This is a genomic window from Rhodococcus sp. K11/5 (assembly GCF_055193735.1).
In genome coordinates this window covers 102392-127686 of record NZ_CM143721.1, presented here as the reverse complement: position 1 = coordinate 127686, position 25295 = coordinate 102392, and the positions used below count along the sequence as shown (strand labels likewise).

Below are 25295 nucleotides of genomic sequence, written 5' to 3'. Positions count from 1 at the left end.
CCCTGACCTCTCGAGACGGACCCAACGGCACCCTCACTCCGGCGCGCGAACGGTGCAGGACCGGTTCGAGCCTGCCCGCACCGCCCCGGTCAGTACGGAAACAGGTGATGCTTACGCGGACTTGCCGGCTTCTTCTTGTCGCGCAGCAGCGCCAGCGCCCGTCGCACCTCGAGCCGCGTCTTCGACGGTTCGATGACCGCGTCGATGTAGCCACGCTCCGCGGCGATCCACGGTGTCGCGACGAACTCGTTGTAGAACTCGATGAAGGCCTGACGCACAGCGGGAGCGTTCTCGCCGGCCTCGGCCAACTGCTTACGAGCCATGATGCTGACCGCACCCTCGGCACCCATCACCGCGATACGCGCCGTCGGCCACGCCAGGTTGATGTCGGCGCCGAGTTGCTTGGACCCCATGGCGGCGTAGGCACCGCCGTACGACTTCCGCACCACCACAGTCACTTTGGGAACCGACGCGGCGACGTAGGAGAAGATGAAACGACCGCCGCGCTTGATGACGCCGATCTTCTCCTGCTCGAGTCCGGGAAGGAAGCCGGGGGTATCGGCGACGACCACCAGCGGGAGGTCGAACGCGTCGCACAACCGGATGAAATGCGCGGCCTTGTCCGAGCTCGCGGCGTCGAGCGCACCGCTCAGGAACATCGGCTGATTGGCCAACACCCCGACCGGTCGACCGTCGACGCGTGCGAACCCGACGATCAGGTTGTGCGCGGTCTGTCCGGTGAGCTCGTGGAACTCGCCGTCGTCGAAGATGCGGAGCAGGATGTCGTGCATGTCGTACCCGGCGTTGTCCGAGTCCGGCATGAACGTGTCGAGGAACCGATCGTCCGCCGTCGTCTCGGGTTCCAGACCCGGGTTGATCAAAGGAGGCTTCTCCGTGCAGTTCGACGGCATGTACGACAGGTAGCGCCGCACCCAGTCGAACGCCGACTTCTCGTCGGCCGCAACGTGATGCACGTTGCCGTACTCGGCCTGCTTCCGGGCGCTGCCCAGATCGTGCAGGCTGACGTCCTCCCCGGTCACGGACTTGATGAGGTCCGGACCGGTGACGAACATGTAGGCCTCTTCGGTGGCCACGACGATGTCGGTGTTGATCGGCGCGTACACCGCACCGCCCGCGCACTTGCCGAGGATCACCGAGATCTGCGGGCACATTCCGGACAGCGGTTCCTGACGGCGACCGATCTCGGCGTACCAGGCCAGGGAGGTGACGGCGTCCTGCACTCGCGCGCCACCGGAATCGTTGATACCGATGCAGGGGCAGCCGATGTCCGCCGCCACCTCCATGATGTGAGCGACCTTGCGGCCGAACATCTCTCCGACGGTGCCACCGAACACGGTCTGATCGTGCGAGAACACGACCACCGGCCGTCCGTCGATGGTTCCGTGGCCGGTGACGACGCCGTCGCCGTACAGCGCGTTCGGGTCGCCCGGCGTACGCACCAGCGCACCGACCTCGACGAAGGAACCGGGGTCCAACAGCATGTCGATCCGGTCACGCGCGCTGGGGATTCCCTTCTTCGCGCGCTTGGCCAGAGCAACCTCGCCGGCGGGTTCCGCGGCGCGTTCGAGGTTCTCCCGGAGTTCCGCGAGCTTGGCGGCCGTGGTCGATGTCACGAGAGAGACCCGCTTCCTTGCGGCGACGCCGCGATCGTCTTCATCTTCTCGGTCAGATCGGCGCCGATCTTGGCGATGTACGGCTCGTCGATCACCGCGAGATGATCGCCACCGACGTAGACGATGTCCAGGTTCGGCGCGTACGGGCCCCACCCGCCGTGCGATTCCCGCTTGCCCAGTCGAGGTTCGAGCGAGATGGCGTCGTCGTGATACTTGTCCGCCATGTACAGCGTGACGTCACCCTCGTACGGCTGAGGCTGCGCCGTCTGGATCGCGCGGTTGTCGAGCCACGACGTTCGCTGGTGCTCGATGATGCCGCCGGGAATCTTGGCGTTGCTCAGTTTCACCATGTCCATGATGATCTTGATCTGACCGTCGTCGTCCGCCTGCGCCAACTTCTCGTACGGCAGTGGGTAATCCACGTTGTAGAGCTTCTTGCCCACCTGTGCGTACCGCTTCCAGCGGAGCTCGATCTCCTCCGGGGTGTCCGGAATCGGCTCGTACGGCATGACGGTGTCGATGAGCCCGACGTACCGGACGTCGGCACCCTGCTCGCGCAGCATCGAGCCCACGACGTAGGACAACACACCGCCGAGCGACCAGCCCAGGAGAACGTAGGGTCCGTCTCCTTGAATCTCGCGCAACACCGGCAGGTAGGCGGCCGCACGTTCTTCGATCGGCCCCTCCGTGCGCTCGAGCCCGTACATCGGAGTGCCGGCGGGAAGACGGCGCAGCAGCGGTTCGTAGACCACGCAGGAACTTCCGGCAGGATGGAAGACGAAGACGGGCACGGCATCCGAACCCTCCGGACGCGCCCGGAGCGTGCGTACGAGACCGGTGACGTCGCCGGCCTCGAGGTACTCGCGCACCACGTTCGCCAGTTGCTCGATGGTCTCGGAATCGAGGATGTCGTCGAACGTGACCTCGCCCTTCGACCGCTCGCTCAGTCGTTCCGCGAGCTTCTCCGCCGTCGGATCGTCCAGCACGGGAAGCGGATTGAAGATTCCCTTCGCCGACTCCCCGGTCACGACGGCCCACGTCGCGAACGTCAGCCGCTCGGCGGCGTCGCGTGGAGCGACGTCCTGCCCGGTCGCCTCGCTGAATGCCTGTGCATCCGAGGCAGTGTCGCTCGCCTCGGTCGCCGGCGCCTCGAACGCGGCCGCGACCGTGGGGCCGGGCGGAGGCGAGACCTCCTCCGACGGAACGGCTTCGACCGGATCCGACGGGGCCACCGGGGCCTGCTCGGCGACCGAAGCGTCGGACTCCGCCTCGGCTTCCTGCTCCCGACGCTGGGCCTCGGCCATCGCGGCGACCTCGTCGCGATTGTCGACGGCGTAGCGCAGGTACTTCTCGACCTCGCGCAGGCTCGCGTCACGCACGGCCTGCAGCTGCAACTGCGGGATGTCGAACTCGAACTCGACACGGTTCTTGATACGCACGGCCATGAGCGAATCCAGACCGAGCTCGATGAGAGGGATCTCGGCGGGCAGATCCTCGGGTGCGTACCCCATGGACTCCGCGACGATGCCGGCCAGTCGGTCCTCGAGCTTCTGCGAACCCTGCGGATCCCACTTGTCACCGAAGTCCTCGACGACGTCGAGGTCGCCGTCCTCCGACGGCAGAGGTGACGCGGCCGCGTCGGTCGCAGCGTCGCTCGGCGACACGGCAACGGCACCCGGCGCCGAGGTTCCCGCGGTGACAACCGCGTCGGCCACCGAGTGGAACGTCGTGCCGTCGTGCCAGTGGATCTGCAACGACGCGCCACCGAGATGCGGAGTCAGTGTGGTCGTCAAGGTGCCGGTGGTGGGAACCTCCCGAGTGGCCACCACTGCGCCGACGGTGACGTCGTCCAGAACCTCGGCAGCCGCTGCCGACGCCAGCGCAGCGAAATCCTTGACCGTGGATGCCGTTGTCTCCCAGACGAATCGACCGTCCGGGAGTGCGACCCGAGCTCCGGCGGCGCCCGAGAAGGACCCCATCGACACCGGCGCATCGATCCAGTGGTGCTTCCGCTGGAACGCCGTGCGCGGGATGTTCGCGTGCTCACCGTCGCCGAACAGGCTCGGCAACGAGACTCCGTGGCCGCGGACGTACAGCTCGGCGAGCGCGCCGAGGAACGTCGCGGGTTCGCTTTCCTTGCGCTTCAGGGTAGGGACCAGCGTCGCGTCGGGAACGCCTGCGGCCCAAGCGGTTGCGGCAATCGACATCAGCGCGATGGGATTGGGCGAGAGCTCGACGAACGTGGTGTAGCCGGCGTCGACGGCGACCTTGACCGCCTGGGTGAACCAGACGGGATGCCGCATACCCTTGGTCCAGAAGTCGACTCCGTGCACGGCGTCGTGCCCGGCCCGGTAGAACGTGTCCTTGTCCACCGAGGAGAACATGCCCACCCGGAGCGGGGCGGCCTCGATTCCCGTGACCTCGGCGGCCAGTTCCCCGAGAAGGGGGTCGACGGCGGAGGTGTGTCCCGCGCCGCGGACATCGAGGATCCGCGCCATCTTTCCCTGCGACTCGGCGTACTCGACGAGTTCACGGACCGTCTCCCGCGGGCCTCCCACCGTGGTGTGGGTGGGCGCCGCGTAGACGCACGGTTCGATGCCGGGGAATCGATTCGCGAGTTCGCCGACCTCCGCGGAGGAGTACTCGACCAACGCCATGGCTCCCGCAGCAGCTTCGCCGAGACCCTCCTGGGCCTCGCCGAGCAGACGAGAGCGCGCGAAGATGATCCGCACGGCGTCCTCGAGGTTCACACCCCCCGCCGCATAGGCGGCTGCGACCTCACCCATCGAATGGCCCACCACGGCAGCGGGTTCCGTGCCGTACGCGCGCAGGGTGTGGATCAGTGAAACCTGGATCGCGAAGATGGCGACCTGCGAGTTCTCGAACTCGTACGTCTGCGCATCGTCGAAGACGATGTCGCGGATCGAGTATCCGGCCTCGTCCTCGATGAGCGTATCGACCTCGTCGAACGCGGCGGCGAAGATCGGCTCGGCGCCGTAGAACTCCTTCGCCATCAGACGGTGCTGGGCACCGAACCCGGAGAAGACCCAGACGGCGCCGTTGGACGCGGGTGCGTCGGCGGAGAACACCCCGGCGCCCGGCTTGCCCGCGGCCACCGCGCGCAGACCGGTGACGGCCTCCGCGCGATTCGTCGCGATCACGACGGCACGCGAACGCCCGTGGTTCCGCTTCGCGAGAGCCCGACCGACGGCGTCGAGGTCGGCAGTGCTCCCCGCCTCGCTCTCCAGCCAGTCCGCGAGATCCGCGGCGGCGCGGCGGCGGCGGGACGGCATGGACGCCGACACCGCGAGGAGTACGGCTGCGGGGGCTGCGTCGCTGGGCGTCGCGCCCGAGTCAGGGGCACCCTCGGTCCGTCCTGCGACATCAGGGTGCCCCTCACTCGGGGCGGGGGCGGGGGCGGCAGCGGGGGCGGCAGCGGCAGCGGTAGCGGGAGCCACCTCGTCCGGCACTCCGACCGGCTCGACCACCGTTGCGTCGGGATCGACGGCGGACGGGTCGAACACGGGCGCGTCCGGATCCGCAGCCGAGTGAGGGGCACCCTCGGTCCGTCCTGCGGTGTCAGGGTGCCCCTCACTCGAACTGGGAGCGGCGGCGGCCGAAGTGGGAGCGGCGGCGGCCGAACTGGGAGCGGAAACGGCCGAAGCGGCAGCACCACCCGCCACGTACTCGCGCACCACCACGTGCGCATTCGTCCCGCCGAAGCCGAAGCCGGAGATGCCGGCGACGGCGCGGCCGGAGTACCGGGGCCAGTCCGCACCCCGGTCCACGACCTTCAGGTGCGCGGCGTCGAACGGAATGTACGGGTTCGGACCGGCGAAGTTGATGGACGGCGGCAGATGATCCTCCCGCATCGCGAGAACGACCTTGATCAATCCTGCTGCGCCCGCTGCACTTTCGAGGTGACCGAAGTTCGTCTTGGCCGAGCCGAGGAGGGCGGGCGCATCGTCGGCGCGTCCCCGCCCGACGATGCGACCGAGCGCGTCGGCCTCGATGGGGTCGCCGAGGATGGTGCCGGTTCCATGCGCCTCGATGTAGTCGACGGTGGACGGCACGATGCCGGCGTCGCGGTAGGCGGTCTTGAGAACCTCGGCCTGCGCGTCGGGATTGGGAGCGGCGAGACCGTTGGACCGGCCGTCCTGGTTGACGGCGGTGCCCGCGATGACGGCGAGGATGTCGTCGCCGTCACGCTCGGCGTCCTCGAGTCGCTTGAGGACCACCAGGCCGCCGCCCTCGGAGCGGATCATGCCGTCGGCGTCGGAGGAGAAGGCCTTGATCCGGCCGTCGGGCGCGAGCACTCCGGTCTGTCCGAAGCCCAGCGTGGCGGGCGGGGCGAGAAGCATGTTCACGCCGCCGGCGAGGGCCAGGTCGGAGTCACCGTCGCGCAGGCTGCGCACGGCCTGGTGCACCGCGACCAGAGACGACGAGCACGCGGTGTCCATCGTGACGGACGGTCCGCGGAAGTCGTAGAAGTACGACACCCGGTTGGCGACGATGGCCGTCGACGTCCCGGTCAGCGCGTAGGGGTGTGGATCGGGGTCGCTGACCGCGATGAGCTGGTAATCGTTGGTGGAGCTGCCGATGAAGACGCCGACCTGAGTCCCCTTGAGTTCGTTCGCGGGGATACGCGCACTCTCGAGCGCCTCCCACGTGAGCTCGAGGGCGAGACGCTGCTGCGGATCCACGTTGGCCGCTTCCCGCGGCGACATCGCGAAGAACTCGGCGTCGAAGGTCTTCACGTCGTCGAGGTAGCCGCCCTTGGTGACGGTCTTGGCCACCTGCTCGGCGATGCGCGGGTTGCCCAGGAATTCCGACCACCGGCCGTCGGGAAGGTCGCTGATCCCGTCGCGGCCGGCGGCGAGCATGTCCCACATCTCCTCGGGAGTGTGGCCGGCACCGGGGAAACGGGAGGCCAGGCCGACGATCGCGACGTCGTGCGCGGTCCCGGTCGGGGCGGAGAGGTAGAAGGCGTCGTCGGTGGCGACGGATTCGGACTCCGGCTCACCCTCGATGATGCGCGTCGCCAGTGAGGCGATCGTGGGGTGCTGATAGGCGACCGTGGCGGTGAGGGTGACCCCGACGAGGTCCTCGATCTCCCCGCTGAGTGCGACCGCGTCTCGCGACGAGAGCCCGAACTCCTCCATCGGTCGATCGTCGGAGATCTGCTCCACCGGTTGGTTGGTGGCGTCGGCGACCCAGGTGCGCAACCATTCGCGCAGCTGAGCCACCGTCATCTCGGAACCGGTGACCGCCTCGGTGGCCGGGGCGGAGGTCGTGGTGTCTTCTTCAGCCATCTCGTTGCATCGCCAAACTACCCGCGTGGGTGATCAGTCTTCGGGATTGTCGGGGAACGCGGTCTGCTGGTACCCGCCGCGGAGCGTGCCCTCGATGTAGGCCGCCTTGCAGGCCCGACGCGCGATCTTGCCGCTCGAGGTGCGGGGGATGGATCCCGCGGGAACCAGCAGCAAGTCGCGCACGGTGACGCCGTGGCGCGCGGAGATCGCGGCCCGCACGGTGTCCGCGACGGGCGCGGGATCGGCCTTGCCGGCGCCCGGGGCTCGCTCGGCGACGACGACCAACTGCTCGGACCCGTCCTCCGGATCACGGCTCAGCCCGCTCGCGCCGCCGTGCTCGAACACCACGTCGGGGAGTTGATTGGCCGGCACCGAGAACGCCGCGACGAAGCCCGGACGCAGAGCGGTGCTCGACTCCTGGGCCGAGAACTCGAGGTCCTGCGGGTAGTGGTTGCGGCCGTCGACGATCACCAGGTCCTTGACCCGACCGGTGATGAACAGTTCACCGTCGATGTACACGCCGTAGTCCCCGGTACGCATCCAGTGAGCGTCCTCGGCGGCGCCGTCCGCGTGCGAGGAGGTCGACTGCCGCGAGGCCAGCGTGTTGCGGAACGTCTCCTCGGTCTCCTGTGCGCGATTCCAGTAACCCCGGCCGATGTTCTGACCGTGCAACCAGATCTCACCGACGCGCTCGTCGGGCAGTTCGCTCGACGTCTCCACGTCGACGATGACCGCCCACTGGCTCCGGGAGACGTATCCGCAGGAGACCTGCGGAATCGCCCCGTCCGCACCCTCGGCGGTCCGCTCGATGCGTCCCTGGTTCAGGGCATCACGATCGACCCACACCACCCGGGCTTCGTCGGTGTGCTTGGTGGAGGACACGAACAGCGTGGCCTCGGCCATTCCGTACGACGGCTTGATGGCCGTCTTCGGCAGCCCGTACGGCATGAAGGCGTCGTTGAACTTCTTCATCGACGACGTGGTGACCGGCTCGCTGCCGTTGATCAGCCCGATGACGTTGGACAGATCCAGGCTCTCCCCGTTCTTGGGGAGGCCGCGCTGCGCGGCGTGCTCGAACGCGAAGTTCGGCGCGGCCGCGAAGGTGCCGGCGCCGTCGGACACCGCGGCGAGCTCCTTGATCCAACGACCGGGACGCTGCACGAACGCACGCGGACTCATGATGGTGATGTATTTGCCGCCCAGAGCGGGAAGGATGACCGTCAGCAGGCCCATGTCGTGGAAGAGCGGCAGCCAGGTCACCCCGCGCGAGTCCTCGGTGATCTCCATCGTGTCGACCATCTGGAGTGCGTTGACTCCGACCGCCCGGTGCGTGATCTCCACGCCGGCGGGTGTCCTGGTGGACCCGGAGGTGTACTGCAGGTACGCGATGTCGTCCAGATCCGCGGTGGGTTCGACCCAGGTCTCCCCGACGCTGTCGGGAATCGCGTCGACGGCGATCACGCGGGGACGCTTCGCGGCGGGCAGGGCGCGGAAGAAGGCACGCACCCCGGCCGCGGAGTTGGTGGCCGTCAGGATCGCGGAGGGCTCGCAGTCGCCGAGCACCGCGTGGAGGCGGTCGCTGTGGCCGGGCTCGTCCGGATCGAACAGCGGGACGGCGATGGTGCCGGCGTAGATCGCGGCGAAGAAGGCGACGACGTAGTCGAGACCCTGGGGCGCGAGGATGGCCACGCGGTCGCCGGGCGAGGTGACCTGCTGCAGGCGAGCGGCCACGGCGCGCAGACGCGATCCGAACTGCGCCCAGGTGAGCTCCTGCTTCTCCCCGTCGCGCTCACGGGAGTAGTCGATGTAGCGGTAGGCAAGGGCGTCGCCGTTGTCGGCGACGTTGCCCTCGACGTGCCGCACCAGCGTCAGGTCGTCACTGATCGTGATGTTGCCGGACTCGTCGACATACTCGTCGAACGCTCTTATCATCTTCATCTCCTCCGAAGCAGAGTGTCACCGCTTCGTTCCTGCGTCGGCCGAAGGCACTACGCCGAGCGACGTCATATTACTTCCGTGTGTCTTCTGCGGACCCGCTCCGTGAACCATTGTCGACGGAGCCGAGGTCATGGTACCGAGTCCGTGTCGGTCATTCGCCGGACAACAGCGGGATGACCGGTGCGAATGCCTCCATCTGCGTGGGAAACACCCCCACGTACGACATCGTGGTCTTCGCCCGCACGTTCCTGATCTGCTCGGCGATCTCCTCGAATCTGCCGATGGCGATGTACGGCGAATTCAGAATGTCCTCGACCGTCAATTTCGTGTCGACCTCGACATTGGGCGGGAATCCACTGTCGAGCGCGCCCAGAGCCATTTCCGCGGTCTGCTCGCGGTCGTCGGAGACGACGATGGACGTGATGGTCCAGTTCAGTTCGATCGAGTCGAAGCGGTCGCCCGCGGCGCGACGGATGGTCTCGACCCGCTCGATGCTCTTCTCGATGGTGATCTCGGAGAGCTTCATCTTCCCTTCCTTCGTGCTGCTGGGCACGAGGGAGATGATGTCGGCGTGCTTGGCGGCCATGGTCAGCATGCGAGGTCCACCGCCGCCGACGATGATCGGCGGGCGCGGTCCCTGACGCGGCCGCGGACTGCCCTGCAGCCCGTCGATCCGGTAGTGCTTTCCGTGGAACGTGCACTCCTGGCCGCGCAGCAGGGTGTCCAGAACCGTGAGCGCCTCGTCCAGCTTCTCGATCCGCACTCCGGGGCTGTCGTAGGCGATTCCCGCCTTGTCGTACTCGTCCTTCATCCACCCGGCACCGATACCGAACTCGAGCCGTCCGCCCGAGATCTGATCGATGGTGGTGGCATCCTTCGCCAGGACGGCCGGGTGGCGAAAACCGTTCGCCAGCACCGCCGTGCCGAGCCGGATCTTGTCCGTGGCGACGGCCAGAGCCCCGAGAGCAGCGATGGGTCCGACCTGATTGCCCAGGTGATCGGGAATCATGAAGCTGTCGTACCCCAGCTCCTCGGCCTTCTGCGCGAGTTTGACGAATCGCCGGGCGCCACCCTCGTCGGGGTTGCCCTCACCACCCGCTGCGAAGCGAAACTTGCGCAGGGGCGGGCTGATCGCCGCGTCCTCGGCAGAACTCATCAATCTTCACTCCTGGGTCGGTGGAAAATCACAGGCGGTCCGTGGAAAGTCACAATCGACGCCCCACATCGTCGTTGTTCGAGGTCAGAGCGGACTCCGGTCCGGTCGGTTTCCCTACCGGAGCCCGTCGGGCCAAGGGTCGACTCTAGCGGTTCGCCCTGTTCGACCAAACCCGCTTGCCATCTCTCACAACGTCAGGAGTGCGCGGGTCGCGGGGCGGATTCGACCAGACCGGCCGCCCAGGCCGCCGTCCACTGCGTCGCCGTCGTTCCGGATGCGTCGACGACGAAGCTCGCGTAGGAACCGTGCACCGGATTACCCGCGGCGCCCGCGAGAGCGCCGAGCGACGACGGGATGTTGCGGAGGGACATCGCCTCGGGCGGTGCCGCACAGATCAGGTCACCGGGAGCGCAGATGGAATAGGTGCGGTCGGCCAGAGCGCCGAACCCGTCCGGCCTCGGACCCGTCATCGTGACGCCGGGAATGTCGAGCCCACCGAGTGCCACCTCGGCACCGACTCCGTCCAACGGCGGCCCGACGGTCTGGGCGCTGGCGCCGTCCCGACGGCCGTCGGCGATGAGGGTGACGCCGAGGACACGATCGGCCGGGACCGGGCCGTTGCCCGCACCGATGGAGGCGGCGACGTCCCCTGCGATCACGGCGCCCTGGGAGAACCCCGCGAGAACGTAGGTACTCAACGGGCACCGCTCTGACCGCTGCGCGAGAAAGTCGGTGGTCCTGGCCAGTCCCTCGGACCGGCTCACGTTGTACGACGCCTGCCCGTCCGGCGGGAACGCCACGGGGTTGGAGAACTGCGCCACGTACGGAACGGTGTACACCTCCGCCCGATCCGGCGGGAACTGCTCCTGCAGCACGCGAGAGACGTTCAGCATCAACGAGATCGGATTGGCCGTCGGGGCGTAGGGATCGTCCACCGAGTTGGACTCCCAGGTGCCGGGGATCGACACCACGATCACGTCGGCGCAGTCCGCGGGCTGGGACTGCGGGACGTCGCGGTCCGGGTCCAGGGGATCGGTCGGCTCGGGCGAGGTGAGACGACCGGCGAGCAGGTACCAGAGCAGAAGGATCACCAGCGCGACGATCACCAGGATCGCCACGGCGATCATCAGCAATCGCAGCGGCGAGCGGCGCTTCGACCGAACGGTCACGGGCGGCCTAACCGCAGTACGTCGAGGACGCGACGTCGATGTAGGTCTGTGCGGTCTGCGACGCGTCCTCGGCGGAGATCTCGGTGCCGGTGGCCGATGCCTCGGCCCCGACGTTGGCGGTGACGAAGGTCAGCACCTGGTCACCCGGGAGGCCCTCGCGTTGGGCGGCGCAGATGTAGTTGGCCGTGCTGATCGCGATCTCGCCGTTCCCGGCCACGGTCACGTCACGTTCGCGCAGCTCGTCCAGGAACCGGGTGCCGCGCTCGTCGAGCGGCAGAGCGGCAGGCCCGGGGAATCCCTCGGGAACCTCGGCCTCCTGCTCCTCCGGGTTCGTGGCCGCCGCACCCGGTGACGTGGTGGTCGACTCGGTGGTCTCCGACTCCGACTCCGACTCCGTGGTCGAGGCGGCGCTGGTGGTGGTGGCGGCGGGCGAGGTGAACGACGGCGTGCTGCTGGCCGAGTCGTCGCCTCCACAAGCGGTGAGCAGACCGCCGGCGGCGACAGCGAGCAGCACCGGGGCGAGTCTGCGAGCGAGCGTCGTTCTCACGTACGTGGTGTCCTTTTCGTTCGAGTGGTCGGGTGACCGGGGCGGCCGACGGGCCGAGGTCTCGGGGTCTCGGGGTCCGACGAAAACCACGGTACCGATCCGGTGGAATCACCGAGATCGATACCGTGGCCGCAGAGCTCACCGCATCACGGAACGATCTGCACGTTTCCGTCCCGAACGGTCACGAAGCCGTTCTGGAAGTTCTGCTGCTTACCGCCGGGGATGTCGAACTCGTCGCTGGTCACGTAGCCGAGACGGCCGTTCTCGTACCCGGCGCTCTGCCAGGCGTCGAAGAACGGTCCGTTGCGGATCGACCAGGCACCGGTGGCCGGGCTCCAGTAGATGTTGCCGCCCTCGAACCGGGTGAATCGACCACCGTCGCGGACGGGGACCTCGTTGGTCATGGCGAACCCGAGGGCGCCGTTCTCCCACCCGAGCTGGGCGTACTTGTCCATGATTCGACCCATGACCGCGTACGTGCCGTTGTTCGGCGAGAAGTACATGGCCCCGATCTCGAAGCCCTGCACCGCACCCGGCTTGGACGGCGTCTGCACCTCGGCGCGGATGGGGTAACCCAACGGGCCGTTCTCGTAGCCCTGGCGGGCCCACTCGTCGAGGATGGCGCCGCGCACCGCGTGGGCGCCGTTCTGCGGCGTCCAGTAGATCATTCCGTTGGTGAAGGCGTTGTAGCGTCCGCGGCCGTCCGGCGTGCGGAGTTCACCCGAGGTCGGCATACCGAGGACACCGCCCGGGCCACCGGCCGAGGCGTACTCGCCGCCGATTGCGCCGGCCACGACGTTGGTGCCGGCGCCGGAGGAGAAGATCCGACCGAAGCGGAAGTCCTGTGCGCGGCCGCCCGCGACGTCGTACTCGGTGGTGAGGCAGTCGCCGATCCAGGCGTTGCCACTCGCCGCTCCGCCGATGTTGCCGCCGACGCTGCACGCCGGCTTCTCGACCTCGACACCGAGGGCGGTGGCCATCTGCGGCCACGCCTGCCGCAGCTCGAACTGCCAGTAGTCCCACGTATGGGTGCCGGACGGGCGGTAGTTGATCGAGGCGGGGATGCCCAGCTTGTTCAGCTTCGTCGCGAAGGTCTGCGACGTCAGCCGCGACAGGATCTCCAGGCCCATACCGGCCGTGTTGATCGGCACGCCGGGCAGGGTGGAGGGCTGGTCGTACGGTCCGGTCAGTCCGCTGCCGCTCGAGACGTACAGGCTCATGCCCGCGAGCTTCTCGGCGAGAACGTACGGATCGTGCTGGGCCCACAGCTCGTTGGACGGCACGCCCCACATGGCCGCGGCGTCGAATCCGCCTGCGTCCTGCATCGCGTATCCGATGGCCTGGGGCATGCCCAGGGTGGTGGTGCTGAGGATTCCGGAGAACGATCCGGCGAACTGGAAGAATCCGGGGTTGCGCGCGGAGAGCATCATCGCCGCGGTGCCACCCATGGAGAGTCCGGCCACGGCGCGGGTCTGGTTCATACGCCAGTCGCGCTCGAGGATCGGCGGGAGTTCACGGGTGAGGAACGTTTCCCACTTGTAGTTCTTGCCGTTGTTCTGATCGACCCAGTCCGAGTAGAAGCTCGACTGGCCACCGACGGGCAGCACGACGTTGACGTTCTTGTCCGCGAACCAGGACTCGGCATCCGTCTCCGCCGTCCATCCGTTCTCGGAGTCGGTGGCACGCATGCCGTCGAGCATCCACACGGACGGGAAGGTGGCCTGCGGGTTCTTGTTCCAGTCGCGAGCGAGGAGTAGCTGGACCTGGATCGGGGTCGCCATGGACGGCGAGTCGATCCACAGGGCGACCCGGCGATCGGTGAGCCAGTCGACCCGACTGACGGTGGCCCCGGAGGCGGGCTGCGCCTGGACGGGCGCGGCCTGGAACGGCGCGGCCTGGGCGGGCGCGGCGGCGGCCGGAGCGGCGAACGTGGTGGCGACGGCGCCACCGGTGAGCGGAAGCACGAGCGACATCGCCAGAGCGGAGGCGAGGCGGGTGCGGCGCCGCGTGGGCGGCCGGCCGTCGTGGTGGTCCGCGCTGGATACACGCATGTGGGGGACTCGCTTCCTTCTTTTCGACGCTACGAGCGCTCGCGGGACGGATGCGTCCCACCGTGAACTGAGTGTGTGGCACTTTTTCTACACCGAGAAACGGCGTCGCGGCCGGAGGCTCGCTGTGACTGATGGTGCAAATGTTACTGGAGAAGCGTCATGGGGTGCTATTCGCGCCCACCGAACAGCACAGACCCCGAGAGTGCACCGCACCGCGGTGAACTGTCGGGGTCTGTCGATCTGCTGTGATTCTCGACCGAAGAGGTCAGCCGATGTTGGCGCCGAGGTCGCCGCCGAGCTTGACGATCTCGTCCTGCCAGTAGCCCCACCGGTGCGTTCCCTGCGCCGGGAAGCTGTAGGTGACGTTGTTGGCGCCGATCGAGGCCATCCGAACCTGGAAGGCGCGGCTGTTCGCCAGGGCGAGAGCCTCGAGGCCCATGCCGTTGGCGGTGTTGTAGAAGTCGAGCAGCGAGGCCGGGCGGTCGTAGAAGCCGGGCAGGCCGCTGGCCGCCGAGACCCACACGCGCGTTCCGTTGTCCCGCAGACGCGGAGCGAAGACGAACGGGTCGTTGCGCAGCCACGCGGGATCCCACGGCGGGCCCCACATGGCGTCGACGTTGAATCGGCCGGCGTCGAGCATCGCGAGACGGATGGCCTCGCGCATACCCGGTGCCGAGATGTTCAGGTATCCGGACAGCGATCCGGCGTAGCTGAACTGCTGCGGGTAGTAGGCCGCGAGAGTCAGCGCGGCACTGCCGCCCATGGAGATGCCGACGACGCCGTTGCGGGTCGAGCGGAAGCCCAACCGGTCGCGGAGCGCGTTGCGCAGATCCTGGGTGAGGAAGGTTTCCCACTTGTAGGTGGTCTGCTGACCGTTGAAGTTCGACGGTGCGTACCAGTCGGAGTAGAAGCTCGACTGTCCGCCGACCGGCTGGACGACGTTGATGTTCTGCGCGGCCAGAATGGCACCGGCGCTGGTCTCGTGCTCCCAGCCGCTGATGTCGTTGGTCGCACGCAGGCCGTCGAGCAGGTAGACGACGCGGTTGGTGTTGCCGTCCGCGGCGCGCCAGATTCGGCTCTTGATGTCACCCATCGAGGAACCGACCACGAAATCCTGCGCGGCGGGATCGAAGGCGGCGTTGGCGGTGGCGCCGGTGCCCACCACGGCCAGTCCCATGGGGATGGCGGCGGTCATCACCAGGGATACGAGGGCTTGACGCATGCGTCGGCCTACTCGGGGGGTGCGAAGGCGCGTGGCCTTCGGCAGCTGAGCGCTGTCGTCACCAGCGACGTCGGTAACGGACCCGTCACGCATACATTCGGCCTCTCACAGTTCTGCACAGCCGGACGGCCGCGCTTCGTACTTCGATCGATCTCGGGCGAATCGCCGATTCTGCACTCGGAATTCCGCCCCTTGCTTCGTCACAGCCCCCCGTAGGCGGCCCGAAGACCGCCCGAAAGCGCTGACGCACATCATCTACACATATCCCCGACGACGGGACCAGCGTTACACAACCGAGATGGAAGAATCCACCGGGGTACGAGGAATCGACGCGTGGCCGTGACGGAACACCACGAAGCGGAGACCGGAATGTGACACGGATCTCACTCGGGCGGGCGTTCACGACACCGGCCGTTCGGGCGGCGGCTCCAAGTTACACCGTTGTATTTCGTAGGCCGGAACCCGGTCGATCCGGTAGCCGGCACGATCCAGAGCACCCTTGAGGTTCTGCTTGAAGCGCGGCCACGTCAGCTCCGATCGGTAGGACGTGAGGAGCGCCTGCGTCTCGGGGCACGTCAGTCCCACCTCGGCTTCCGCCACCCAGTCCTCGTCGAGGAACGGCGGGAGGAACGGCGGAACGTCGACCATTCCGGTGTCGGCCACCACCCAATCCGGATACAGCGCCTTGTCGTGACCGATGCGGCCGTTCTCGAGCCGTTCGGTGTGCGCGGCCAACGGGTAGGCCAGGCCCATCTGATCGAGCACCCGGACCTCCAGCCCGACGTTCATGCTGGTCATACCCAGATTGAGGAAGAAGATGATGTGCTCGGCACCGTCCGGGGGAATGGGTCCGGGCGGCGGGACCACCTCCCAGTAGGTGAACTGCGGAGACGGTAGGAGCAATCCGCCGTCGGGTGTCGCGCGAATGGTCTCCACCATTGCGCGCATACGCGGGTAATCGAGGTAGTCGGACGCGAGGATCGGGTGCCGATGCCCGGTGTTCTGGGAGTAGAACGCCCGCTCGTCGACGATGCCGCTGCGGCCGACGGTGTCGCCCGTCGGCATCCCGGTGGTGTTGGCCGCGAACAACGCCCAGACGACGACGCCCAGCCACAGGGCGACGGCGGACACCAGGGCCGGGGTTCCGCGGCGCAGCGGGACCGGCAGCACCGACACGGGCAGGAGAAGCATGAACAGCGCGGGCAGCAGGGTGCGCCCGTGCATGAAGTCGCCACCCACGCGGATCGCATAGACCAGCGAGATCACCCCACTGACCAGCGCGAACACCACCACCGCGCGGGGAGTGCGCACACGCGCCACCCGCTCGGCCACCGTGCGGGCCGGCGTCGGCCGAGGGACGCGTCGGGACCGTCCGCGCGCGCCGACCACGAAGAGAACCGCACCCGTCGCCACGAGCACCAGCGGAACCCACAACGCATAGGGGCCGACGAGATTGCCGAGATAGGCCAGACCCTGGGACCACTTGGCGCCGCCGGCGTCCTTGGACACCGCCGTGTTGGGGTACGGGAGCCCGTAGTAGCCCATCCGCCAGATCTGATAGCCCACCGGCACCGCACCGGCCACGGCCACGACGGCGGCTCGGGCACCCCACCCGGGAGTGGCCACGAACAGCATCAGCAGCGCGAGCGCGCCGACGATGACCAACTCCGGCCGCACCATCGGCGACAGACCGCCCCAGAACGCGATGGCGAGCACCAGTCCGGTCGAGGGCCGCGCGCGCGTCCAGCGGATCATCAGCCACCACAACACGGCGATCCAGAACACGACCAGGCACGTCTCGAGCCCCGACGTCGCGAAATCGCGGGCCGGAGGCACCGCGATGTAGATCAGCGCGCCCGCCGGAAGAAGAAGGACCGCACGTCCCGCGTACAGGCGGGCGGTTCCGAGCATCGCGATCACGACGGCCGCGGTGGTGAGAACCAGCGCGATCGTGAGCACGACGTATTCCAGGCGCAGTCCGGTGAGCCACCCGAACGCGTAGACGACGTAGGTCCACGCGGCACTGGTGTTGGTCTCGACGCGTTCACCCGCGTTGAAGACCGGGCCGTTGCCGGCCAGGAGGTTGCGCACGGTCCGCAGCACGATCAGACCGTCGTCGGCGATCCACCGACGGTTCCAGGCGCCGAGGAACGTCAGCAGCGCCACCACCACGAACCCGACGATCGTGACCGGCCGGGCGTATCGCAGAAGCGTCGTCGATGCGGGCGCCGGTTCGACGCCGTGGGGTTCTGTCCGATCCTCAGGTGAGGTAGACAGCGACACCGACCACTCCGATCCACACGATGGCGAGCATCTGGAGCACCCGATCGGCCAGCGCGATCTCCTCCGGTTCCCCGGCGACTCCACCGTCGACATCGACGGCGTAACGCAGGATAGCGACCGTGAACGGAACCATCGAGATGGCGAACCAACTGCTGTCGGTCTCCGCACCCTGTTCGAACGCCCACAGGCCGTAACAGATCACGACGGCGGTGGCGCTCAGCGTCCATACGAATCGCAGGTAACCGGTGGTGTAGTTCTCCAGCGAGCGCCGGATCTTCGCGCCCGTCTTCTCGGCCAGCATCAGCTCCGCGTAGCGCTTACCCGCGGCCATGAACAGCGAACCGAACGCCATGATCAACAGGAACCACTGCGAGAGCGGAATGTCGGCCGCGACGCCACCGGCGATCGCGCGAAGCAGGAAGCCCGACGAGACGATGCAGATGTCCAGCACGGCCTGATGCTTGAGGCCGAAGCAGTAGGCGAGCTGCACCCCGATGTAGACCGCCATCACGACGGCGAGGTTCCAGTTGGCCAGGAACGACAGCGCGATCGACCCACCGAGCAGCACGACGGCCATCCCGTAGGCGAGCCCGACGGGCAGCACACCGGCGGCGATCGGTCGGAACCGCTTCGTGGGGTGCGCGCGATCGGCCTCGATGTCCATCGCGTCGTTCACGAGATAGATGCCCGACGCGGCCATGCAGAACACCAGGAACGCGAGCGCGACCGGAAGGAGGACGCCGGACTCGGCCACGGAACCGGCCGCCAGCGGAGCCGCGAGAACGAGGACGTTCTTGACCCACTGGCGGGGACGCACCGCCTTGACGATGCCGTCCGGGAGGTTCTTCGGGGGTGCGCCCAAGGGCGGGGCTTCCTCGCTCATGCTGCTCCTGCTGTCGTGGCCGTCAGTCCGAGTCGGACCGCGACGGTGTGTTCGGTGCGGACCGCGATCGACGCGGACACCGCACCCAGTGCGGCGCCGAGCACCACGTCGGACGGGTAGTGGACGCCGAGGACCAGCCGCGAGAGCATCATCGGAGCCGCGATCGCGGCGGCCACCGGTAGCGACGTCGCGCGGCCGATGAGAACCGCCGCCGCCGTGGTCGAGGTGGCGTGCGAGGACGGGAAGCTGAACCTGCTCGGCGTGCTCACCCCGATGCGGACCGCGGGGTGCGTCGGGCGTCGGCGACGGGCGATCCGCTTGACGACGATGGATGCGGCGTGCGCACCGACCGCGCCCACCGCCACGGTGGCCCACTGCTCGCGTCGTGGTGCGTCCACGACCATGCCGAATCCGCCGATGGCGATCCATCCCAGAGCGTGCTCACCGAAATGCGAGAGTCCGCGGGCCGCGGGCACCGCTCCGGGCAGGGAGCCGACGCTGTCCTGGATCGCGACCAGGGCGCGGACCTCCGCCGGCCTCTTCTCGCCGTCGGTTCGGGTGCCGCCGTCAGTTCGGATACTGGAAGACACGTTCCCACCGCTCCTTGCTCGTCAGTTCCGGAACCGCGTCCCGGTAGCGCTGCGACAGTTCCCCGAAGCGCTGGGCCAGTTCGCGTCGTAGGACGATCGCGTCCTTGCCCAGCTGCGCGGCGATCGTGCGGTCCCGCTTGCGGTAGACCACCCCGCGACCGTCGGCCGTGGTGACGGTGACCCCGTCGACCTGCGAGAGGAGGAACCACCGCGCGTCGATGGTGGGCACGTTCAACTGCGGACGGTCGTGATGATCGGTGCCGGGCTCGGACAGGTTGTGCGCCAGACCCTTCGCCAGGCGGCGCACCTGAGCGAGCTTGCCGAGGGGCAGGTCGACGGCCGGAACGTCCGCCCCGCTGGCGACGGGGAGCACCGTCGAGGACGGGAGCACCACCGCGTCGGGATAGTCCTTGCGGGCCCGGTGCACGGTGGGCAGCGCGGAGGGCAGGAGGTCGAACAGGCCCTCCGGTCCGGCGAGGAAGTCCCGAATGGCCATGTTCTGGATCGCGACCGTCGAGTATTCGAGGCACAACAGGTGCTTGGCCGTGGCCTTCACCGTGCTCGCGAGGAGTCCACGCAGGGATCCGGGGCTGTGCAACGCGGCGACCACCAACCGATTGCGCAGGTGGAAGTACGCCTGCCAGTCGATCGCGTCGTCCTTGTCGCTCCAGGCCATGTGCCAGATCGCCGCGCCCGGGAGGGTCACCGTGGGGAAGCCGGCGGCGCGGGCGCGAAGGCCGTACTCGGCGTCGTCCCACTTGATGAACAACGGCAGCGGTTGGCCGATGGTCTCCGCGACCACGCGCGGGATCATGCACATCCACCAACCGTTGTAGTCCACGTCGATGCGGCGGTGCAGCAGCTTCGATTCACGCAGCGACTTCTCCGAGAAATCGTGGTCGTACTCCACGTTCTTCGCTGCGCCCCACATGAACGTCCCGGGGTCGATCTTCTCGCCCATCACGTGAAGATGGCTGCGCGCCTGCAGGTTCAACATCTGACCGCCGACCAGCGTCGGAGTCTTCGCGAACCGCGACATCGCCAGTGCGCGCAGAATCGAGTCCGGTTCGATCTCGATGTCGTCGTCCATGAACAGGATGTGCTCGCACGAGGTGGTGGTCAGCGCCTCGTACATGATGCGGCTGTATCCGCCGGATCCGCCGAGGTTGGCCTGATCGTGCACCGCCAGTCGATCGCCGAATTCGGCGGCGACCTCGGTGAATCCGGGCTCGTCTCGAACCTTGCGGGTTCCCTGGTCCGGCACGATGACGGCGTCGACGACACCCGCCACCAACGGGTCCGACGCGATGGCCGTGAGGGCCTTCACGCAGTCCGTCGGGCGGTTGAACGTGGGGATGCCCACCGCCACGGATGCACTTCCCGGCGCGTCGATCGGGGCGTACCAGCCCGCGGCGGTCAGCTCGGTCTCGGTGTCGGTGGTGACGTCGAACCAGATCCATCCGCCGTCCTCGAACGGACCCAGATCGATCGTGAACTCCAGCGGCGCGTCGGGCTCGTTGTCCTTGCCCTGCACGTGCATTCGCGAGCCGTCGGCCTTGGACCGGTAGACGTCGACGCGGCACGAACCGGTGACCTCGACGCGGAGAACGACGGCGTCGAGAATGCTGTAACGGCGCCAGTAACTCGCCGGGAACGCGTTGAAGTAACTGCCGAACGACACCTCGGACTCGGCACCGATCGTCACCGACGTTCGTGACGTCGAATGAGCGCGACGCGGATTGGTGCTCGACTCGTCCGTGTAGAGGGTGCGCACGTCCAGGGGCTCACCGGCCCGAGGTAGGAGGATGCGAGCGAGGAGGGCCTTGCCGAGCAACGTAGTGCCGGTGTCGAGCCCGTCGGCCTCGTGGCCGTCGTCGCGTTCGGAGTCGAGCAGGTGGCGGGCGCTCACGCCGAATCACCCAGCGGGGCACCCGTCTCGAAGTGCGGGCGGAGTGTGTTCTCGTACGCGGTGAGCGCGCTCGCGATGGCCATGTGCATGTCGAGGTACTGATACGTGCCCAGACGGCCGCCGAAGAGCACGTTGTTCTCGGCGCTCTCCCGCTTCGCGCGCTCGCGGTACGCCGTCAGCTTGCTGCGATCGTCGGGGGTGTTGATGGGGTAGTACGGCTCGTCGCCGGACTCGGCGAACCGGGAGTACTCGCGCATGATGACGGTCTTGTCCGCCGGGTACTCGCGCTCGGGGTGGAAGTGGCGGAACTCGTGGATCCGGGTGAAGGGAACGTCCGCGTCGTTGTAGTTCATGACGGGGGTGCCCTGGTAGTCGCCGGTGTCGAGGACCTCGGTCTCGAAGTCGAGGGTTCGCCAACCCAGCTCGCCCTCGCTGTAGTCGAAGTAGCGGTCCAGCGGGCCCGTGTAGACGACGGGCGCGTCGGGACTCTCCGCGCGCAACTCGTCACGAACGTCGAACCAATCGGTGTCCAGGCGCACCTCGATGAGTTCGTTCTTCGCCATGTTCTCGAGCCACGCGGTGTACCCGTCGACGGGGAGACCCTCGTGCGCATCGTTGAAGTAGCGGTTGTCGAACGTGTACCGGACGGGTAGTCGCGCGATGTTGCTCGCGGGCAGATCCTTGGGGTCGGTCTGCCACTGCTTGGCGGTGTAGTCGCGGACGAACGCCTCGTACAGCGGGCGGCCGATCAGGGCGATGCCCTTCTCCTCGAGGTTCGACGCGTCGTCGACGGAGATCTCGCTGGACTGCTCCTCGATGAGCTTGCGCGCCTCGTCCGGGGTGAAGTAACGGCCGAAGAACTGCGACACCAGACCGAGTCCCATCGGGAACTGGTACGCCTGCCCCTTGTGCAGCGCGTACACGCGGTGCTGGTAGCCGGTGAAGTCGGTGAACCGGTTGACGTACTCCCACACCTTCTCGTTGGACGTGTGGAAGAGGTGCGCACCGTACTTGTGGACCTCGATGCCCGTCTGCGGCTCCGGCTCGGAGTAGGCGTTGCCGCCGATGTGCGAGCGCCGGTCCAGAACGAGGACTCGTTTGCCCAGTTCCGCGGCGCTGCGCTCGGCGACGGTGAGGCCGTAGAAACCGGACCCCACGACGATCAGATCGAAACGGCCTCGCGAAGAATCAGTCACGGGTGACCAGGGTATCCGACGCGGTGTAGTTGTCCCGCAATGCGCGGTGCGGGGACGTCCGGGGCGCGCCGGGTGGCGGTCGACGGCCGCCCGGCCGGAGTGAGGGTGCCGTTCGGTCCGTCTCGCGACATCAGGGTGCCCCTGACTCACGGTCAGCAGCCGCCCGACCGGAGTGAGGGTGCCGTTCGGTCCGTCTCGCGACATCAGGGTGCCCCTGACTCGAAAATCGAACGCATGGCCGAACCCTCTAGTAGAGGTTGAGCCTTAAGGGCTTGTGTGGTTACTGTGGCTCATGTTGCGCATCAATGATCACATGAGTCACACCTGCCTCATGAGCACCTGACCGCGCCTCACACCGATCAGGGGAGAACAACTTTGCACCGTCGACCGAAGCCATCGTTGATCCTGGGCGTCGTCGCCGCGCTCGCCGTCACGAGTCCGCTCGCCGTCTACGCCGTCCACGACGGCATGACCGACGTGCGCGCGACAACCGATGCCACGAATGTCGTTCCCACCGAGATCGCGCAGCTCGCGCTCTCCAATGCGCCCGACATCGTCATTCCGCTCAAGGAGCTCACCGGCCTCGACCTGCCGGACCTCGACATCGGCTCGCTCCGCGACATCCAGCTGCCGCCGGGCATCGTTCTTCCCGCCATTCCGGGTCTGACCACGCCGTCCACTCCCGACGCCCGCGCCGTCGTCCCGCTCGCGCCCGAGGACGTCGCCGCGCCCGGCGAGGTCGTCGACCCCGAGAGCATCGTCGCCCCCGGCGACCCGGTCGACCCGAGCATGGTGGCCGGCGCCGTCGTGAAGGAGGTCTCCCAGGAGACCCCCTTCTCCATGGTCGCGCTCAAGGCCGACGACTTCGGGACCGCCGCGGCTCAGATCCGCGCGCAGCTCGAGGACGGTTCCTGGGGACCGTGGAACGAGGCCCAGCCGCTCGACACGGGCCGCGCCGACGGTGACATCCCCACCCCCGCGGTGGGTACCGAACCGATCTACGTCGGTCAGACCCAGCGTGTGCAGTTCCTGCTGACCCCGACCGTCCCCGTCGGACCGGCGTCCAACCCGGCGGATCCCGCCTTCCCCGAGGTTCCGGCCCCCGCCCCCGAAACCCCCGCGGCACCGGCACCCGCCCCGGCCGAGGCCCCCGAGGCACAGGCACCGGCCGCCGAACTCGGCTACGTCCCCGCGTCGTCGCAGCGCCCGCTGCGCGCCCAGCCCATGGGTGCCACGATGGCCGACACCACCGCCGTCCTCATCACCCCCGGAGTCTCCGAGGCCGACGCGCGCCTCGGTGACATCGCGACGACCGTGGCCGGAAGCGGTCCCGCCGTCATCAGCCGCGCCCAGTGGGGTGCGGACGAGTCGCAGCGCTGCGGAAGCCCCCGCTACAGCAACTCGCTCGGCGCGGCCACGCTGCACCACACCGCGGGCAGCAACAACTACACCCGGCAGGAGTCGGCCGGCATCGTCCGCGCGATCTACGCCTACCACGCCCGCACACTGGGTTGGTGCGACGTCGGCTACAACGTGCTCGTCGACAAGTACGGCCAGATCTTCGAGGGCCGTTCGGGTGGACTCGACCGCAACGTCGACGGTGCTCACACGGGTGGCTTCAACCAGAACACGATGGGCATCGCGCTGATGGGTGACTACAGCTCGACCCAGCCGTCACAGGAGTCCGTGGACGCCGTCGGCAAGTACCTCGGCTGGCGTCTGGGCAAGGCGGGACTCGATCCCCTCGGATCCACCGTCATGTACTCGGAGGGCACGCAGTACACCTTCGTTCCTCGCGGCAACGCGGTGACGCTGCCGGTGATCTTCGCGCACCGCGACGTCGGCAACACCGAGTGCCCGGGTGACGCGGCCTACGCCAAGCTGTCCGAGATCCGCACGATCGCCGCGGCGAACCTCGGCGGAACCCCGGCCCCGGCCCCCGCCGCGCCCGACGCCACGGATCCCTTCGTCGGCACGCCCGCCGTTCCCGCACCCCCGACGGTCGACGCCGCCGCACCGCGGCCGCAGACCCTGACCGGCCTGGTCTCGGAGCTGTTGCAGATGGGCGTTCAGGACCCGATCGTGCAGAAGTACCTGGCCGAGGGTGGAGAGAGCGGACGCCTCGGCGCGGCCCTGACCGGGATCCTTCCGGTGGCCGAGGGCATGAATCGAGCCGACTTCGTCAACGGATCGATCTACACCACGCCCGGAGGCCAGGTGGTCACCGTGCTCGGCGAGATCTTCAAGCAGTTCGTCGCGATGGGCTCGGAGTCGAGTTCGCTCGGCCTCCCCACCAGTGACGAGTACCGGATCCCTGGCGGGTGGCAGTCCGACTTCCAGAACGGTTCGCTGGTCTTCGACGAGGTGACCGGCATCGTCACCACAGTGATCCAGACCTTCGTCGACACCTACCAGTCGGAGATGAACGCCGGCGCACCGGTGAACGAGCAACTGGTTCCGGCTCCGTAGGGGTCGATCCACAGCACCACCGCGGGGAGGGTCCGATCACGGACCCTCCCCGCGAGTGTGTATCAGCTCCACCATCTTTCGAGCACGCGGGCGACGCCGTCGTCCGCGTTGCTCGTGGTGATCTCGTCGGCGACGCCCTTCGCGTCGGGATGGGCGTTGGCCATCGCCACGCCGTGCCCGACGGCTGCGAGCATCGGAATGTCGTTGGGCATGTCACCGAAGGCGATCATCTCCGACGCGGAGATGCCCAGCCTTTCCCCCACCGTCATCAGTCCCGACGCCTTGCTCACCCCGGGTGAGGAGAGTTCGACCAGTCCGTTGTCGGTGGAGTAGGTGACGTCGGCGAGTCCGTTCACGTGCGGAGCCAATGCGGCCGCGATGGCGCCGCTCGTCATCCGCGAGCACCGGATCAACAGCTTGACCGCCGGTGCCGAGAGCACCTCGTCCTCGGAGGTCTCGGTGTTGTCCGGGTTGAGCCACGCGTGCTCGTATCCGGGGGAACTGACGAACTGTGGGGTCGCCGCGTCGTGCGCGCTCTCCCCCACCCGCTCGACCGCGAGACCCGCACCGTCGAGAACACGCAGGGCGACCGCGGCGAGTTCGGCGAGGACGTCGACACTGAGGGTGCTGGCGGAGACGATGCGGTCCGACTCGCTGTCGTAGATGACGGCACCGTTGGCGCACACCGCCATCGGAGCGAATCCGAGCTGCTCGACGATCGGTGAGATCCACCGCGGCGGCCGGCCGGTGGACAGAACGAAGGTGGCCCCCGCGGCCACGACGGCGTGGACCGCGGCCTTGGTCCGAGGTGTCACGGTCTCGTGCGGATCGATCAACGTGCCGTCGACGTCGGACGCGACGAGGCGCGGGGTCGGCTGGATCGGCGGGTCCTGTTGCATGATTCGAGTCTGCCCGACGGCAGGTCGGAGCGTCGGC

Annotated in this window: 15 protein-coding genes; 1 reads left to right on the top strand and 14 read right to left on the bottom strand. The window is 68.0% G+C overall.

Features of this window, described 5'->3' with window-relative positions; translation table 11 throughout:
• Positions 1-89: 89 nt before the first annotated feature.
• The 13 genes from ACY466_RS00560 to glf form a co-directional block, all read right to left on the bottom strand.
• Complete coding sequence (locus ACY466_RS00560; RefSeq protein WP_463248892.1) at positions 90-1634, bottom strand: acyl-CoA carboxylase subunit beta; 1545 nt, start codon at positions 1632-1634, stop codon at positions 90-92.
• Positions 1631-6946, bottom strand: coding sequence for a polyketide synthase Pks13 (pks13, locus tag ACY466_RS00555; protein ID WP_463248890.1), 5316 nt, complete (start codon positions 6944-6946; stop codon positions 1631-1633). The genes ACY466_RS00560 and pks13 overlap by 4 nt, the downstream gene beginning before the upstream one ends.
• Before the next feature lie 33 nt (positions 6947-6979).
• Positions 6980-8878 (bottom strand): long-chain-fatty-acid--AMP ligase FadD32, encoded by a 1899-nt coding sequence (gene fadD32, locus ACY466_RS00550; protein WP_463248888.1) that lies wholly within the window; start codon positions 8876-8878, stop codon positions 6980-6982.
• 157 nt (positions 8879-9035) lie between these two features.
• A complete protein-coding gene (locus ACY466_RS00545) occupies positions 9036-10040 on the bottom strand; it encodes an LLM class F420-dependent oxidoreductase (protein WP_463248886.1) in 1005 nt (334 codons plus the stop codon).
• A 194-nt stretch (positions 10041-10234) separates the two neighbouring features.
• Positions 10235-11167: a cutinase family protein gene (locus tag ACY466_RS00540; RefSeq protein WP_463252397.1), complete on the bottom strand. Its 933-nt coding sequence runs from the start codon at positions 11165-11167 to the stop codon at positions 10235-10237.
• Between the two features lie 49 nt (positions 11168-11216).
• Positions 11217-11756, bottom strand: a complete 540-nt coding sequence (locus ACY466_RS00535; RefSeq protein ID WP_463248884.1) for a DUF732 domain-containing protein — start codon at positions 11754-11756, stop codon at positions 11217-11219.
• A 146-nt stretch (positions 11757-11902) separates the two neighbouring features.
• Positions 11903-13807 (bottom strand): alpha/beta hydrolase-fold protein, encoded by a 1905-nt coding sequence (locus ACY466_RS00530; protein ID WP_463248881.1) that lies wholly within the window; start codon positions 13805-13807, stop codon positions 11903-11905.
• A gap of 265 nt (positions 13808-14072) precedes the next feature.
• The gene (locus ACY466_RS00525) at positions 14073-15002 is read right to left on the bottom strand and encodes an alpha/beta hydrolase (protein ID WP_463248877.1); all 930 of its coding nucleotides are present in this window, start codon (positions 15000-15002) and stop codon (positions 14073-14075) included.
• Positions 15003-15428: 426 nt separating this feature from the next.
• The gene (gene zomB, locus ACY466_RS00520; protein WP_463248873.1) at positions 15429-17312 is read right to left on the bottom strand and encodes a flagellar motor control protein ZomB; all 1884 of its coding nucleotides are present in this window, start codon (positions 17310-17312) and stop codon (positions 15429-15431) included.
• A complete protein-coding gene (locus ACY466_RS00515; RefSeq protein WP_463248869.1) occupies positions 17290-18195 on the bottom strand; it encodes a decaprenyl-phosphate phosphoribosyltransferase in 906 nt (301 codons plus the stop codon). The genes zomB and ACY466_RS00515 overlap by 23 nt, the downstream gene beginning before the upstream one ends.
• A complete protein-coding gene (locus ACY466_RS00510; RefSeq protein ID WP_463248867.1) occupies positions 18192-18785 on the bottom strand; it encodes a phosphatase PAP2 family protein in 594 nt (197 codons plus the stop codon). The genes ACY466_RS00515 and ACY466_RS00510 overlap by 4 nt, the downstream gene beginning before the upstream one ends.
• Positions 18763-20694, bottom strand: coding sequence for a glycosyltransferase (locus ACY466_RS00505; RefSeq protein ID WP_463248865.1), 1932 nt, complete (start codon positions 20692-20694; stop codon positions 18763-18765). Before ACY466_RS00505 ends, ACY466_RS00510 begins: the two co-directional genes overlap by 23 nt.
• A complete protein-coding gene (gene glf / locus ACY466_RS00500) occupies positions 20691-21890 on the bottom strand; it encodes a UDP-galactopyranose mutase (RefSeq protein WP_463248862.1) in 1200 nt (399 codons plus the stop codon). The genes ACY466_RS00505 and glf overlap by 4 nt, the downstream gene beginning before the upstream one ends.
• Positions 21891-22265: 375 nt before the next feature.
• Between glf and ACY466_RS00495 the strand changes: the two genes are divergently transcribed.
• The gene (locus ACY466_RS00495) at positions 22266-24359 is read left to right on the top strand and encodes an N-acetylmuramoyl-L-alanine amidase (RefSeq protein WP_463248859.1); all 2094 of its coding nucleotides are present in this window, start codon (positions 22266-22268) and stop codon (positions 24357-24359) included.
• A gap of 62 nt (positions 24360-24421) precedes the next feature.
• On the opposite strand, the gene ACY466_RS00490 is transcribed toward ACY466_RS00495, so the two are convergent.
• Entirely contained in the window at positions 24422-25258 is an 837-nt protein-coding gene (locus ACY466_RS00490) for an HAD family hydrolase (protein ID WP_463248855.1), read from the bottom strand.
• Between the last annotated feature and the right edge of the window lie 37 nt (positions 25259-25295).